Consider the following 14,347-nt stretch of genomic DNA (forward strand, 5'->3'; position numbering starts at 1 on the left):
GATGCCCCTTTGCATGATGTATACACAGATATGCAATCACATGCAAATGTCGTATACCGCAATATACAGGTACGGCGGCAAGACGCGGACAGCCTTCGGGCACCGGGAGGAAAACAGCGATGAAAATCACCGATCTCACCGTGACGATGTTCGAGCGGACCATCCCGAAGGCATCATACGGACGCCACACCTTGCCGGGGTCCGGCAAGCTGTCGATGGGCCTGGTGACGGTGTCGACCGACGAGGGCATTCAGGGGCATGCATTCCTCGGCTCGCCGGTGCGCACCGCCGAACTCGACGCGGCATCACTGATCATCGCGCTGAAACCGGTGGTGGTGGGGCGCGATCCGCTGCAGCGCGAGGCGATCTACAAGGACATGGCGCGCCGCGCCGGACTCTCCACCTGGCGGTGCGTCGGCGCGATCGACGTGGCTTTATGGGACATTGCCGGCAAGGTTGCCGGCCTTCCCATCCACCAACTGATCGGCGGGTTCAGGGACAAGGCGCCCGCCTATGCCAGTTCGCCGGGATGGGCCGATGTCGGGAACTACATCGAGGAAGCGCTCGCGGTGAAGGAGCACGGCTACGCGGCCTACAAGGTTCATCCGCCGCGCCTGGACCCGAAAACCGATCTCGAAGTTGCCCGCGCGGTGCGCAAGGCGGTCGGCGACGAGTACCGGCTGATGTTCGATTCCACCGGCGTCTACACCTATCCGCAGGCGCTCATGGTCGGCCGCGAACTGGAGGAACTCGGCTACTACTGGTTCGAGGATCCGCTGCCCTTCGAGGACATCTACAACTACACCAAGCTCAAGCAGAAGCTCGATATCCAGGTCGTCGCGACCGAACTCTCACCCGGCGCCTTCCACGCTTACGAGCCGTGGGTCTCGCAGAAGGCGACCGATGCGCTGCGCGGCGACGTGGCGCTGAAGGGCGGCATCACCGCCTGCCTGAAGACAGCACACCTGGCCGAGGCATTCCGGCTCAACTACGAACTCCACCATGGCGGCAATTCGCTGAACAACGTCGCCAACCTGCATGTATTCTGCGCGATCCCGAACACCGAGTTCTTCGAAGTCGTGCTGCCCGACGAGGCGCAGAAATGCGGGCTGATCAACGATCTTTCCGTCGGCCGGGACGGCTTCGTCAGCGTTCCCAAAGAGCCGGGACTTGGCGTCGAAATCGACTTCGAATTGATCGAAGCCTCAAAGACGCGGGTTCTCACCTAGGTGAATCGCGAGCGGCGAGGATCAGTCATCCCTGCCAAGCCGCGGTGCTAGGAGCGATAGCCGCGGCGTGCCGCTCAACGCGAAAATGCGTTGATCATGGCAAGGCACGATTGCTTCAGCCTTTGATGCGGCCCTTCCGGCCCGGAGCTCTGGCTGCTGATCCTGGCTCCGTCGAACAGCAGGGTCAAAGCGTCGGCGAGTTCTTCGGCCTGGGCTATTCCCGCACGCCGGCACAGATCGGTCAGTTTGAGTCTGTAGGTTTCCTTGGCGTCGGCGATGATCTGGTGAATGCAGTGGTTGGTGTCTTTCTGCTCGACCGCCGCGTTGGCGAGCAGGCAGGCGCTGTCGTCTGAGAACACCACCTCGGTGGCGCCCTCGACCCAGGCGCGCAACTGCCGCTTCGGGTCGTCCGGATATTTTTCATCGAGGGACCGCCAGATCTCGGTGGTCTTTTCGGCATGCATGCGAAGGCATGCGCACAGGAGCTCTTCTTTCGAGCCGAAGTGCCGGTAGAGCGTCATCTTGTTGGAATTTGCCTGTTCGGCAATTATCTCCACACCGACGGCCCCGAACCCGTGCGTGCGGAAAAGCTCGGCCGCACTGGTGAGGATGCGTTCCCGAGGAGGGGTCTTTGCGGCGCACTCGTCCAACAGGCGCAAGGCGCTGTCAGGATTGTGCAGTTCGGTTCTTGACATAGATGTTACCCGCCAGTAACAATCGCGATGTTACAACCCAGTAACATGCTGACTTGCTACTGTCAAACTCGATGCTTGCAGGGGAACCGAGGGGCACTATGCACATCCGTTTTTCCGATTTTCCTGCGCCGGCCGCATTCTCCCCAAGACGTTCCTGCCGGCGGTGCGGCACCCCTCGCGGGTCGTCTCGCGACGACGCCGGTCCTGATTGACCGTCCCGCGCAATCGCATCTGATGCCTGGATTCAAGACATGAATGCTCCCTTTCGCCCGCTGCCATTGCCGCAGACACTCGCCGGAATTAGTCACGAGACCCGTGCGCAGTGGTTCGAGCAGCGCATTCGCATTCTGCGATGGCACCCGGATTTCCATGCGATCGCTCTCGACTACGCGCGCGGCATGGTCGAGTTGTTCCAGGGGCGTTACCTCGTCAACCGGGCGATGGCCAACATCGCGCGCCAGACAATCTGCATGGCCATCCTGTCACTGCATTTTCGCGAGGGGGAGGAGACCTGCCCGTCGACGGCAGACGCCGAGGCGCTCACGACCGCTCTTTCGTCCATCCAGAACCTGACCACCGCGACGGGTGTCTGCAGCAAAAACACCACCGCGGCGACGGTTCTGCTGCTGGAGCGGATCGGCCTGGTCCGGCGCATGGAAAACGACCAGGATCGCCGGTCGATGCATATCGTTCCCACCGAGCGGCTGGTCGCCGGGGCGAGGGGGGTACTTCGCATTGCGCTGACCTCCGCCGACACGCTGTTTCCGTCGCGCAACTATCGCGCCTTGATCGACAGCGACGACTTCCTCCAACGCTATTTCGCTTCGACCATCCATTCGCTGCTGAACAGGAGTTCCCTGATTTCCAGCCTCATGGGCTCGCAGCTGTTTGCCACTTCGGATGGCGGCGAGATACTGCTCTTCAAGCTGATGAGCATTGGCGATGCGGTGCAATCCGGCGACGAACAAATCGTCGAATTTCCCTTCGACGAGATTGCGCCGCAGTTTGCGGTGTCGAGAACGCACATCAGGCGCCTCATGAAAAAGGCGGAGGCCGAGGGCCTGGTGCGCCTGCTCCAGGATGGCGGCAGGAAAATTCAGATATTGCCGCCGCTGCGGGATGTCTTCGAGAATCTGGTGGCGATGAATGTGACGCGCGCGCAGTTCGACATGCATCTCGCCAACCGGGATTACGACCTGCTCCCGTTCGATCGCTAAGAGATCGTTCACAGGTTATTTTAACTACACAGATGACCCGCCAGTCTTAGGAGACCTCGCTCAGGGAAGAAGCGAGGTCTCCGAGCGTTGACTGGAGATGAAAACGCATCAATCGCCTTCTTGACCAAGCAGTCCTTCTACACTGATCAGAAAAAGCACCCTCACACTGCCAACTCACAAAATCCCTGTCAAAGGACATATCTGGTTCTATTTTTTGGAAACGGACTCGGCTTTCTTAAAATCGCTTGCTAGCACGTTGATGGTTTCCGGATTTGTTTTCCAAAATGGGCAAGCGGTTCCCGAATGGTGGAAGGACCCTGCCGTCCGGTTTGCCGCGGCCGTATTCTATGAAGTGTCCGTTTTTGTTCAAAATCAGGCGGATATGTGTGGATCCGGCATCGAGCCAGCGGCCGCCTTCTCAGGCTTCAAGGCGCGTTTCGTTGCAGAATTGCCTCACTAAGAGCTGCTTCAGATACCTCCAGTTTTGTCCTTTGACCCTGTCAGGCGCTCGGCGATAGGCCTTGTGAAGCGGGGATTCATGCCGCTTCCACCAACTGGAGATTGATATGTCGATAAGGAAATTTTTATTCGGCTCGGCCGCCGCGCTGTTTGCCGCGACCGGGGCGCAGGCGGCTGATGCCGTGGTCATCGCCGATCCGGAACCAGTCGAATACGTCCGCGTCTGCGACGTGTACGGCGCTGGCTACTACTACATCCCGGGCACCGAGACCTGCCTGAAGATCGGCGGCTACATGCGCTACGACGTCGGCGTTGGCGAGCTTTTCGGCCTCACGTCCTTCGACAAGAAGGACTGGGCCGACAACGGCGACTACAACGAGAACGACACCTACTACAAGCGTGCACGTCTGCAGCTGAATCTCGATGCGCGTACCGAGACGGAACTCGGCACGTTGCGTGCCTATGCGGCGCTGCGCTTCCAGTGGGATACGAACCAGAGCGCCGTGGACCTGGACGGTGACGGCACCGCCGACGGCCCCGTCGTCGACACCGCCAACGAGTTCATCCTGAACCAGGCCTATATCGAACTCGGCGGCTTCCGGGTCGGCAAGACCGATTCGTTGTTCACCACGTTCACCGACTATGCCGGCACGATCATCAACGACGACTTCGCCGTGCCGTTCGGCCCGTATGACACGCACCAGATCTCCTACACCTTCAACGCCGGTAACGGCTTCACCGCCGCTGTCGCGGTGGAAGAGGGTGAAGGCATCGACTACACGCTCGACGACTATGTGCCGCACGTCGTGGCCGGCGTCGGCTATGCCGGCGGCTGGGGCGGCGTCCACGTGGTTGGCGCCTACGATGCCGTCTGGGAAGAGTTCGCGGTCAAGGCGAAACTGGACGTGAAGGCGACGGACTCGCTCCTTCTCTTCGTCATGGCCGGTTACAAGTCTGCTGAAGACATCGGCGGCGTCGACGATGCCGGCCCGAACTACTACGGCAACTGGGGCGGCACCTGGGCAGTCTGGGGCGGCGGCCGTTACGTCGTTTCGCCGAAGGCTGCGATCAACGTCCAGCTCGCCTATGACGACTTCGAGACCTTCTCGGCTGTCGCCAACGTTTCGTACGAGCTGGTTCCGGGCTTCGTCGTCACGCCGGAAATCGCTTATGCCGAGAATTTCGACGACGGCATCGGCAGCGCCTTCGACGATGGCGAATTCGGCGGCTTCATCCGTTTCCAGCGGAACTTCTAAGCCTCGCCGGCTCTTGGAACCGGGCTTGGGCCCGGTTCCACCCTTTGATAGCGGCCCGCCATCCGGAGGGCCGCTATCGACGTTTTACCGCCCACAAGATGGTAGCTGGAAGCAGATGTCTTCGGACAAACACGGAAACCCGGCGGAAGGCGATGCTGATGTCTGGCGGTATCTGGACGAGAATTTCGCCGATCCGGTCGAACGGCTGACTGCCTGGGTCGACCGCATGACGACTCACCATGAGTTTGCCCGCGATTCGGCGTCGGCACCGGTTTCGCCCCGTGTTCCGGCGGCGGAGGAAAATCATGAGGGGCGGCTGGCCGAACTGTGCCGGAGCACCGGCATCGACCAGGCGGATACTCTGGCGGACACGCTGATGCTGCTGGTCGAGGGGATTCGGGGCGACGGTCACTCCAGGGACGCGTGCCGAAAGCTCAACCGAATCTGCAAGGCGACGATCGCGGCATTCTCGCGGCAATAGCGCCGCTGCCACGTCTGGATATCGCGCCAGGTTGGCGCCGCTGCTTGACATCGATGTTACCAGCTAGTAACAATCCGGAATGTTACCCACGAGTAACATCCATCCGCAGTGCCTAAAACGATGACGGTCGATGAAATGACGGACTTCAGACATACGGGCGATGAGACCCCTCATCCGTCGGAGCAGGTGATCTGGGACCGTCATTTCGGCTGCGCGCCGAAGGGAGGGCGTCGGGAGATCATCCGGCTGGTCGCTGCGCTGGCGGTCTATGTCGCCTTGCTTGCCGGCCTCTCACTGCACGGCCTGGTGATGCCGGACATGAACACGACCTCGTCGCTCGGCAATGAAATCAAGGTGCCGGTGACCGATTATCACAGGCGCGACCGGGAATAGTTTGCCGCGATTGCGATGTGGCGCTGCCGGACCGGCGATCGCAGAAATCAGGAAGAGACAAAGATCATGAACAAGCTTGATCGAAAGCATGTCCTGCCGCGCGGGACAAGGATCGGCAGGAAGCTCGTCGCGCTGCTTTTCGGCGTGCTGGGTGCCGCAATCGTCAGTGCTTGCACTCCGGAGGCCGTAGGAGGGACCGCGCCACCGCCGCCGGACGTCGGTGTGGCCAAGGTGGTGTCGAAGCCGGTGCGCCAGTGGGACGAATTCACCGGCCGCATTGCGGCGGTGGAGGCGGTCGAACTGCGTGCCCGTGTCAGCGGCTATGTGGAACGCGTTGCGTACAAGGAAGGCCAGGAGATCAACAAGGGCGACCTGCTGTTCGTCATCGACGAGCGCCGCTACCGCACCCAGCTCGAAAGCGCGCAGGCCGAACTGGAACGCGCGCGCAGCGCCGCCCAGCTGGCGCAGGTCCAGGACAGTCGCGCACAGACCCTGCTGGCCAGCAATGCCGTGTCGCGCGACCAGGCCGACACCCGCAAGGCATCCGTCACCCAGAGCAACGCCGTCGTGGACGCGGCTGAGGCCGCGTTGGCGGAGGCCGCGCTCAATCTCGAATTCACCAAGGTGCGCGCGCCGATTTCCGGTAGGGCAGGTCGGGCGCTGGTAACGGTCGGCAACCTCGTGCAGGCCGATTCCACCCTGCTGACCACGCTGGTGTCGCAGGATCCGGTCTATGTCTATTTCGACAGCGACGAGCGCACCTATCTGCGCTACGTGGCACTCGCCCGCCGTGGCGAGCGCAGCGCGTCCAGCAACGCGGTGCGCGTCGGCCTCGCCGATGAGCAGGGCTATCCGCATGAAGGCACGGTCGACTTCACCGATCCGCAGGTCGATCCGAGCACCGGCACAATCCGCATCCGCGCCATTCTCGACAATGCCGAGCGCCGGTTCACACCCGGCCTATTCGCCCGCGTGCAACTGGAGGGCGCGCGCGAATCGGTTGCCCTTCTGGTCGACGACAAGGCGGTGCTGACCGATCAGGACCGCAAATATGTCTATGTGGTCGGCCCTGACAGCACAGCGCAGCGGAAGGATGTCGAACTCGGTCGCATGGCGGACGGCCTGCGCATCGTGACCGCCGGGCTGACCGAGCAGGATCGCGTCATCGTCGATGGCGTGCAGAAGGTGTTCATGCCCGGAATGCCCGTCAACCCGCAGACCATCGGCGAGGACGCTCCAGCGGAGCTGAAGCCGGAGCCTGTGGCCGCGGCGGAATAATTCGAGGTTCGGCGATCCGCCGAACGCTTGCTTGCCAATGATCGGCTTCGTCCGAACGAGGATGTTCCCATGGACTTCTCCAGGTTTTTTATCGACCGGCCGATCTTTGCCGCCGTCCTGTCGATCATCATCTTCGCGGCGGGCCTGATCGCGCTGCCGCTGCTGCCGATATCGGAGTATCCCGATGTTGTGCCGCCGACCGTCCAGGTCCGCGCGGTCTACCCAGGCGCCAATCCAAAAGAGATCTCCGACACCGTCGCGACGCCTCTGGAGGAGGCGATCAACGGCGTCGAGAACATGATGTACATGAAGTCGGTCGCGGGCTCCGATGGCGTGCTGCTCGTCACCGTCACCTTCCGTCCGGGCACCGACCCGGACGCAGCACAGGTCAGCGTGCAGAACCGTGTCAGCCAGGCGCAGTCGCGGTTGCCGGAAGCAGTGGTGCGGCAGGGCGTGACGACGCAGAAGCAGTCGCCCAACTTCACCATGGTCATCAATCTGTTTTCACCCAATGAAAGCTATGACTCGCTCTATCTGCGCAACTACGCCAACCTGAAGATCAAGGACGAGATGGCGCGCCTGCCGGGTGTCGGCCAGGCCCTGATCTGGGGTTCCGGCGATTATGCCATGCGCATCTGGCTCGATCCGGACAAGGTTGCCTCGCGCGGATTGACGGCGGGTGATGTGTTGCGGGCAATCCGCGAGCAGAACCTTCAGGTCTCGGCGGGTCAGCTTGGGGCCGAGCCGCTGCCCCAGAACGGTGATTTCCTGATCTCGATCAACGCGAAGGGCCGGCTGCAGACGGAACAGGAATTCAGCGATGTTGTCGTCAAGGCCGGCAGCACCGGCGAGGTTGTCCGGCTGGGCGATGTTGCGCGGATCGAACTCGGCGCCAGCGACTACACCTTGCGCGCGCAGCTCAATAACGAGGAATCTGTGGCCATCGGCATTTTCCAGACGCCCGGAGCCAACGCGCTCGAAATCGCCGATGCCGTGCGCGCCAAGATGGATGAGCTGGCGACGCGTTTTCCGCCCGGCATCGAATGGACGTCGGTCTACAACACGACGGTCTTCGTGCGTGACTCGATCAACGCCGTTGTCTCCACGCTGCTGGAGGCGGTTGTTCTGGTCGTGCTGGTGGTCATCCTCTTCCTGCAGACATGGCGCGCATCGATTATCCCGCTGATCGCCGTGCCGGTGTCGATCGTCGGAACCTTCGCGGTGCTGTACCTGCTCGGCTTTTCCATCAACACGTTGAGCCTGTTCGGTCTTGTTCTGGCGATCGGCATCGTGGTCGACGACGCCATCGTTGTCGTTGAGAATGTCGAACGCAATATCGAGGAGGGGCTGACCCCGCTGGCGGCGGCGCACCAGGCCATGAAGGAAGTGTCCGGGCCGATCGTGGCGATCGCGCTCGTTCTCTGTGCGGTGTTCGTACCGATGGCCTTTCTCGATGGGGTCGTCGGGCAGTTCTACAAACAGTTCGCGGTGACGATTGCCATTTCGACGGTGATCTCGGCGATCAATTCGCTCACTCTGTCGCCGGCCCTGGCGGCATTGCTGCTCAAGCCGCACGATGCTCCGAAGGACATGCCGTCACGGCTGATCGACCGATTGTTCGGCTGGCTGTTCCGCCCGTTCAACCGCTTCTTCAACATGAGCTCGAAGGGTTATCAGGGGGCGGTGTCGCGCACGCTTGGCCGGCGCGGCGCGGTGTTCGCGGTGTATGTGCTGCTGCTCGCGGCGGCCGGTTTCATGTTTCAGACAGTGCCGGGCGGCTTCATCCCGAGCCAGGACAAAGGCTTCCTTATCAGCGGCACCAAATTGCCGGAGGGCGCCTCGCTGTCGCGCACCGATGAAGTGCTGCAGCGGATCACCGAAACTGCGCTTGGGGTCGAGGGCGTCGACAGCGCGGTCTCCTTCCCCGGCCTCAATGCGCTGCAGTTCACCAACACGCCCAACACCGGCGTGTCCTTCATCATCCTCAAGCCGTTCGGCGAGCGCCATCGGAGTGCTGCCGAAATCAACGCCGAGATCAACCAGAAGATAGCCGGCATCAAGGAAGGCTTTGCCTTTTCCTTCCTGCCGCCAGCGATGTTCGGATTGGGCAGCGGTTCCGGTTACTCGCTCTATATCGAGGATCGCGCCGAACTCGGTTACGGGGCTTTGCAGACCGCGCTGGGGACGCTGCAGGGCACGGTCATGCAAACGCCCGGCATGACGTTCCCGATCAGCACGTACCAGTCCAACGTGCCGCAGCTCGACCTTAACGTCGACCGCGTCAAGGCCAAGGCTCAAGGCGTGGCGCTGACCGACCTGTTTGAAACCGTGCAGACCTATCTCGGTTCGACCTACGTCAATGATTTCAGCCGGTTCGGGCGCACCTTCAGAGTCTACGCACAGGCCGACGGGCAATTTCGCGACACGGTCGAGGACATCGCCAAATTGCGCACCCGCAACGATCGCGGCGAGATGGTGCCGATCGGCTCGATGGTCGAGGTCACGCAGACCTATGGTCCCGACCCGGTGATGCGCTACAATGGCTACCCCGCGGTCGACGTGATCGGCGACGCGGACCCGCGAGTGCTGTCGTCCGCCGAGGCGATGGCGAAGGTGAGCCAGCTGGCGGCCCAGGTGCTGCCCAACGGCATGGTCACCGAATGGACGGATTTGAGCTTCCAGCAATCGACCCAGGGCAATACCGCTCTGTTCATCTTCCCGCTGTCGGTGATGCTGGCATTCCTGGTGCTTGCGGCTCTCTATGAAAGCTGGACGCTGCCGCTGGCGGTCGTGCTCATCGTGCCGATGTGCATTCTTTCCGCGCTGGTCGGTGTCTGGCTGACGGGCGGCGACAACAACGTCTTCGTCCAGGTCGGCCTTGTCGTCCTGATAGGACTGGCGTGCAAGAACGCGATCCTGATTGTCGAATTTGCCCGCGAGCTGGAGATTGAGGGCAAGGGCATCGTCGAGGCAGCACTCGAGGCCTGCCGGCTGCGGCTGCGCCCGATCGTCATGACGTCGATCGCCTTCATCGCCGGCACCGTTCCGCTGCTCATCGGCCACGGCGCCGGCGCCGAGGTGCGCGCCGTCACCGGCATCACCGTGTTCGCCGGCATGCTTGGCGTGACCCTGTTCGGCCTGTTCCTGACACCGGTTTTCTACGTCGCCCTGCGCAAGCTGGTGCACAAGACGCCGGCTGCGGAGAGAGCGCATGCGCCTGCCGAGTAGGCTGCGAAAATGACCATTGGATAGGCTGGTTGGTCCGGCCTATTCGCTCTGGCGGAAGTTGCGGATGCGGTCGAACAGCACCGCGAGGATGATTGCGCCGCCGATGAAGGTGCCCTGCCAGAATGCGTTGATGCCGAGCAGGCCGAGGCTGTTGCGGATGACCTCGATCAGCGCCGAGCCGACCAGCGCGCCGAAGGCCGTGCCGACGCCGCCGGCGAGGTTGGCGCCGCCGATGACGGCCGCCGCGATCACCTGCAACTCCAGGCCGGCGCCGATATTGGTGGTGATGGCGCCGAGCCAGCCGGTCTGGATGATGCCGGCGATGCCGGCCGAGAGCGCCGAGATCATGTAGACGGCAACCTTGATGGGTTTCACGGGAACGCCGGTCAGCGTCGCGGCATGTTCGTTGCCGCCGATGGCGTAGACGTGGCGGCCGAACCTCGTCCAGCGCAGCACGAAGCCGGTGAGCAGCGCCAGGACGATCATGTACATCACTGGATTGGCAATACCGAAAAACCAGGCGCCGCCGCCGAGGGAAAGCAGCAGGTTGTGGTCTGGGCCAAACTCGAAAACCACGGTGTTGCCGGAGGCGACCATCGCTAGGCTGCGGGCGATCGACAGCATGCCGAGCGTCACCACGAATGGCGGGAACCCGAGGTAGGCGATCAGCACGCCGTTGAAGGCGCCGACGATCAATGCGGTGGCGATCGCCGCGGCGATGCCGACTTCGATGCCGTAGCCCGCATGCATCGTCACACCGAGAACCATACTGCACAGGCACAGCACCGAGCCCACCGACAGGTCGATGCCTCCCGTTATGATCACCAGCGTCATGCCAAGCGCGATGATGGCAACGAAGGTGACGTTGCGGGTGATGTTGTAGAGGTTTTTCGTCGTCGCGAAGGAGTCCGTGGCGAAGGACAGGTAGATGCAGGCCAGCAGGACCGCGCAGAGCACCCAGAAGGTCTGTGTGCCCACGATGCGGCTCAGCCAGCTCTGCTGCTTGTGTGCGATGGTCTGTTCGAGGGTGGTAGCCATTTCGACGCGAATCCTCTGGACTAAGCCACTTGCTCGATGGCGCCGGTGATCAGCCCGGTGACTTCCTCGGGTGAACTTCTGGCGATCTGCTTGTCGGCGACCTTGCGCCCGCGCCGCATCACGATGACGCGATCGGCTACGTCGAACACGTCTGGCATGCGGTGGCTGATCAGCACGACGGCAATGCCCTTGCCGCGCAGCTCGCGGATGAGGTTCAGCACTTCGGCGACCTGACGCACCGAGATCGCCGCGGTCGGCTCGTCCATCAGCACGATCCTGGCTTCGGACAGCATGGTACGGGCGATCGCCACCGCCTGGCGCTGGCCGCCGGACATCTGCTTGACGAGATCGCGGGGCCGCGTCTCGGATTTCAGTTCCTTGAAGATTTCGCCGGCGCGCCGGTACATGGTCGCATAGTCGAGCACGCTGAACGGTCCGACGCCCTTGCGCAGTTCGCGGCCGAGGAAGACGTTTGCCGCCGCGGTCAGATTGTTGCAGAGCGCGAGATCCTGATGGACGATCTCGATGCCGTGGCGGCGAGCGTCGACCGGCTTGTGCAGCACCAGTTCGGCACCGTCCATCTTCATCGAGCCTTCGCTCGGGCGGAAGTTGCCGGCGATCATCTTCACCAACGTCGACTTGCCCGCGCCGTTGTCGCCCATCAGCCCGACCACTTCGCCGGGTTCGATGGAGAACGACACGTCATTGACGGCCTGGATGGCGCCGAAATGTCTGGAGACGTTGGTAAGTTCGAGAACTGCCACCGGTATTCTGCCTCCCAGCAAGGGCGCAACGGCCCGGATTTATCGTCGTTTTGATACGGGCATCGCGGAGATCTGTTTCCCAACCTCCCCGGGAAACGTCGGCGCATTTATGCAAACCCGTGCGCGAGCGTCAATCAGCGCCGGCCGGAAACATCGGTTAAAATCAGTTTTGTAGGACAAATACCGTTGACGGGCAAAGCCGGGCGATATTAGTTAGCGGCGGAGAAGGGCGTCTTGGTCATCGCGATCAGCGCGACATGCTGATTAGGGAATTCCGGCCGTCCACAGTTCATGACCTTTTCGGGCCGTGTCTTTCCGGCCCGTGACTGCGATTTGAAAGCTTATCGACCTGGCGTTGAATGTAAGCGAGAGCAAAATCGGCTTACGTGATGTCCGGGTCGATCTGGTGGCGGACACGCCGTGCCCGCCTGTTCAACGGGAGGACTGAAATGAGGAAACTTCTATTGCTTGCGGCAACCGCCGCGATGGCGCTCGGCGCGAGCCAGGCGCTGTCGCAGGAGAAGAAGCAGTTGGTCATCGTCGTGAAGGGTCTCGACAATCCCTTCTTCGAGGCGATCAACCAGGGTTGCCAGAAATGGAATTCCGAGAATGCAAGCTCGGAATATGAATGCTTCTACACCGGTCCTGCTTCAACTTCGGACGAGGCCGGCGAAGCGCAGATCGTGCAGGACATGCTCGGCAAGCCGTCGACCGTCGCGATGGCGATTTCGCCGTCCAACGCCAAGCTGATCGCGCAGACGATCAAGACCGCCGCGCCGACCATCCCGATCATGACCCTCGATGCCGACTTGACCGTCGAGGATGCCGCACTGCGCAAGACCTATCTCGGCACCGACAACTACCTGATGGGCAAGCGCATCGGCGACTACATGAAGGAGGCGAACCCGAAGGGCGGCAAGGTCTGCTCGATCCAGGGCAATCCCGGCGCCGACAACATCCTGCGTCGCGCCCAGGGCTGGCGTGATTCGCTGTCGGGACAGGAAGGGCTGAAAGAGCTCAAGGGCGAGGGCGGCTGGACCGAAGTCGCCGGCTGCCCGGTCTTCACCAATGACGACGGCGCCAAGGGCGTCCAGGCGATGACCGACATCCTCGCGGCCAATCCCGATCTGGCCGGCTTTGGCATCATGGGCGGCTGGCCGCTGTTCGGCGCGCCGCAGCCCTACCGCGACCTGTTCAAGCCTTTGGCCGACAAGATCGCCAGCAACGAGTTCGTCATTGGCGCCGCCGACACCATCGGCGATGAAGTTGCGATCGCCAAGGAAGGCCTCGTCACGGCGCTGGTCGGACAGCGGCCGTTCGAGATGGGCTACAAGGCTCCGTCGGTGATGATCGATCTGATTACCGGCAAGGAAGTCGCCGACCCGGTGTTCACCGGCCTCGACGAATGCACCAAGGATACGGTCGATACCTGCATCCAGAAGTAATCCAACAACGATGGGCGCGCGTGCATGACGCGCGCCCATCCGCCGATGAAAGCCGGATTGCCCGAACGTGACATGACGGACCGGATCAAGCGGGGCGGAACGTGAAGACACCTCTGGCGCTAAAAGAAGCGGCGCAGGTCGTGGAGCGCAGCAAGGACTTGAACACTTTCCGCGCCACCGGAACCAGCGTGCATGCTTCGCTGGCCAATGAAATCGGGCTGAGAATCGTCCGCGGCGATTATCCGCCGGGAACGATCCTGCCGAACGAGGCGAAATGGTCCGAAACCTTCGATGTCAGCCGCTCGGCGGTGCGCGAAGCGATAAAAATGCTGATGGCGAAGAGCCTTCTGGCATCGCGTCCCAAGATCGGCAGTTGGGTCGAGCCCAGGGAACGCTGGAACCTGCTCGATCGCGACGTGCTGGCCTGGTATGCGATGTCGCCGGATCGTGGAGCCTTTCTCAGGACGGTGCAGGAGTTCCGTCATATCATCGAACCCGAGGCGACCGCATTTGCCGCGCTGCGGCGCACCGATGAACAGATGGCCGAAATCAGCCAGAACTGTTTCGAGATGGGCCATGCGACTTCGCTCATCGAGCGCACGCGGGCCGACACGCGTTTTCATCTTGCCATCCTGCGCGCTTCCGGCAACGACCTTCTGGTGCCGCTCGGCGTGCTGATCGAATCCGCGCTCGATCATCTGTTCAGCTTTACCAGCCGGGAGCTCGGCGACCTGCACAACGCGCAGAAGATGCATGAGAACATCGAGAAGAATATCCGGTTGCAACGGCCCGAAGCCGCGCGCGCGGCGGTGCGGAAGCTGCTGGCCAATACCGATAGGATCATCGGCTCCTAGCGGTATGTGA

Annotated in this window: 12 protein-coding genes; 9 read left to right on the plus strand and 3 right to left on the minus strand. The window is 62.0% G+C overall.

What is annotated here, in order from left to right; genetic code table 11:
* Positions 1 to 119 precede the first annotated feature (119 nt).
* Positions 120 to 1,229 carry a mandelate racemase family protein gene (locus OHD58_RS21695; protein WP_263805547.1) on the plus strand — a complete coding sequence of 370 codons (1,110 nt, stop codon included), beginning with the start codon at positions 120 to 122 and terminating at the stop codon, positions 1,227 to 1,229.
* A gap of 74 nt (positions 1,230 to 1,303) precedes the next feature.
* On the opposite strand, the gene OHD58_RS21700 is transcribed toward OHD58_RS21695, so the two are convergent.
* Positions 1,304 to 1,924 carry a TetR/AcrR family transcriptional regulator gene (locus OHD58_RS21700; protein WP_263805548.1) on the minus strand — a complete coding sequence of 207 codons (621 nt, stop codon included), beginning with the start codon at positions 1,922 to 1,924 and terminating at the stop codon, positions 1,304 to 1,306.
* A gap of 251 nt (positions 1,925 to 2,175) precedes the next feature.
* Between OHD58_RS21700 and OHD58_RS21705 the strand changes: the two genes are divergently transcribed.
* From OHD58_RS21705 to OHD58_RS21730, 6 genes are all read left to right on the plus strand, one after another.
* Positions 2,176 to 3,141, plus strand: a complete 966-nt coding sequence (locus OHD58_RS21705; protein WP_263805550.1) for a hypothetical protein — start codon at positions 2,176 to 2,178, stop codon at positions 3,139 to 3,141.
* A 566-nt stretch (positions 3,142 to 3,707) separates the two neighbouring features.
* On the plus strand, positions 3,708 to 4,856 hold the full coding sequence (locus tag OHD58_RS21710; protein WP_263805552.1) for a porin: 1,149 nt from the start codon (positions 3,708 to 3,710) through the stop codon (positions 4,854 to 4,856).
* 115 nt (positions 4,857 to 4,971) lie between these two features.
* Positions 4,972 to 5,337, plus strand: coding sequence for a hypothetical protein (locus tag OHD58_RS21715; RefSeq protein ID WP_263805553.1), 366 nt, complete (start codon positions 4,972 to 4,974; stop codon positions 5,335 to 5,337).
* A 135-nt stretch (positions 5,338 to 5,472) separates the two neighbouring features.
* Positions 5,473 to 5,730, plus strand: coding sequence for a hypothetical protein (locus tag OHD58_RS21720; protein WP_263805554.1), 258 nt, complete (start codon positions 5,473 to 5,475; stop codon positions 5,728 to 5,730).
* A gap of 66 nt (positions 5,731 to 5,796) precedes the next feature.
* Positions 5,797 to 7,008 (plus strand): efflux RND transporter periplasmic adaptor subunit, encoded by a 1,212-nt coding sequence (locus OHD58_RS21725; RefSeq protein WP_263805556.1) that lies wholly within the window; start codon positions 5,797 to 5,799, stop codon positions 7,006 to 7,008.
* A gap of 69 nt (positions 7,009 to 7,077) precedes the next feature.
* The gene (locus OHD58_RS21730) at positions 7,078 to 10,236 is read left to right on the plus strand and encodes an efflux RND transporter permease subunit (RefSeq protein WP_263805557.1); all 3,159 of its coding nucleotides are present in this window, start codon (positions 7,078 to 7,080) and stop codon (positions 10,234 to 10,236) included.
* 39 nt (positions 10,237 to 10,275) lie between these two features.
* Here the strand turns inward: OHD58_RS21730 and OHD58_RS21735 are convergent, their stop codons facing one another.
* Entirely contained in the window at positions 10,276 to 11,274 is a 999-nt protein-coding gene (locus OHD58_RS21735; protein WP_263805559.1) for an ABC transporter permease, read from the minus strand.
* Positions 11,275 to 11,294: 20 nt separating this feature from the next.
* A complete protein-coding gene (locus OHD58_RS21740) occupies positions 11,295 to 12,077 on the minus strand; it encodes an ATP-binding cassette domain-containing protein (RefSeq protein WP_263805609.1) in 783 nt (260 codons plus the stop codon).
* A gap of 410 nt (positions 12,078 to 12,487) precedes the next feature.
* Here OHD58_RS21740 and OHD58_RS21745 point away from each other — a divergent pair, with 410 nt between their 5' ends.
* A complete protein-coding gene (locus tag OHD58_RS21745) occupies positions 12,488 to 13,483 on the plus strand; it encodes a substrate-binding domain-containing protein (protein WP_263805562.1) in 996 nt (331 codons plus the stop codon).
* A 140-nt stretch (positions 13,484 to 13,623) separates the two neighbouring features.
* The gene (locus OHD58_RS21750; protein WP_263805610.1) at positions 13,624 to 14,337 is read left to right on the plus strand and encodes a FadR/GntR family transcriptional regulator; all 714 of its coding nucleotides are present in this window, start codon (positions 13,624 to 13,626) and stop codon (positions 14,335 to 14,337) included.
* Positions 14,338 to 14,347: the final 10 nt, after the last annotated feature.

This window comes from Mesorhizobium sp. ZC-5, assembly GCF_025753855.1.
In the GTDB taxonomy this organism is placed as follows: Bacteria; Pseudomonadota; Alphaproteobacteria; order Rhizobiales; family Rhizobiaceae; genus Neomesorhizobium.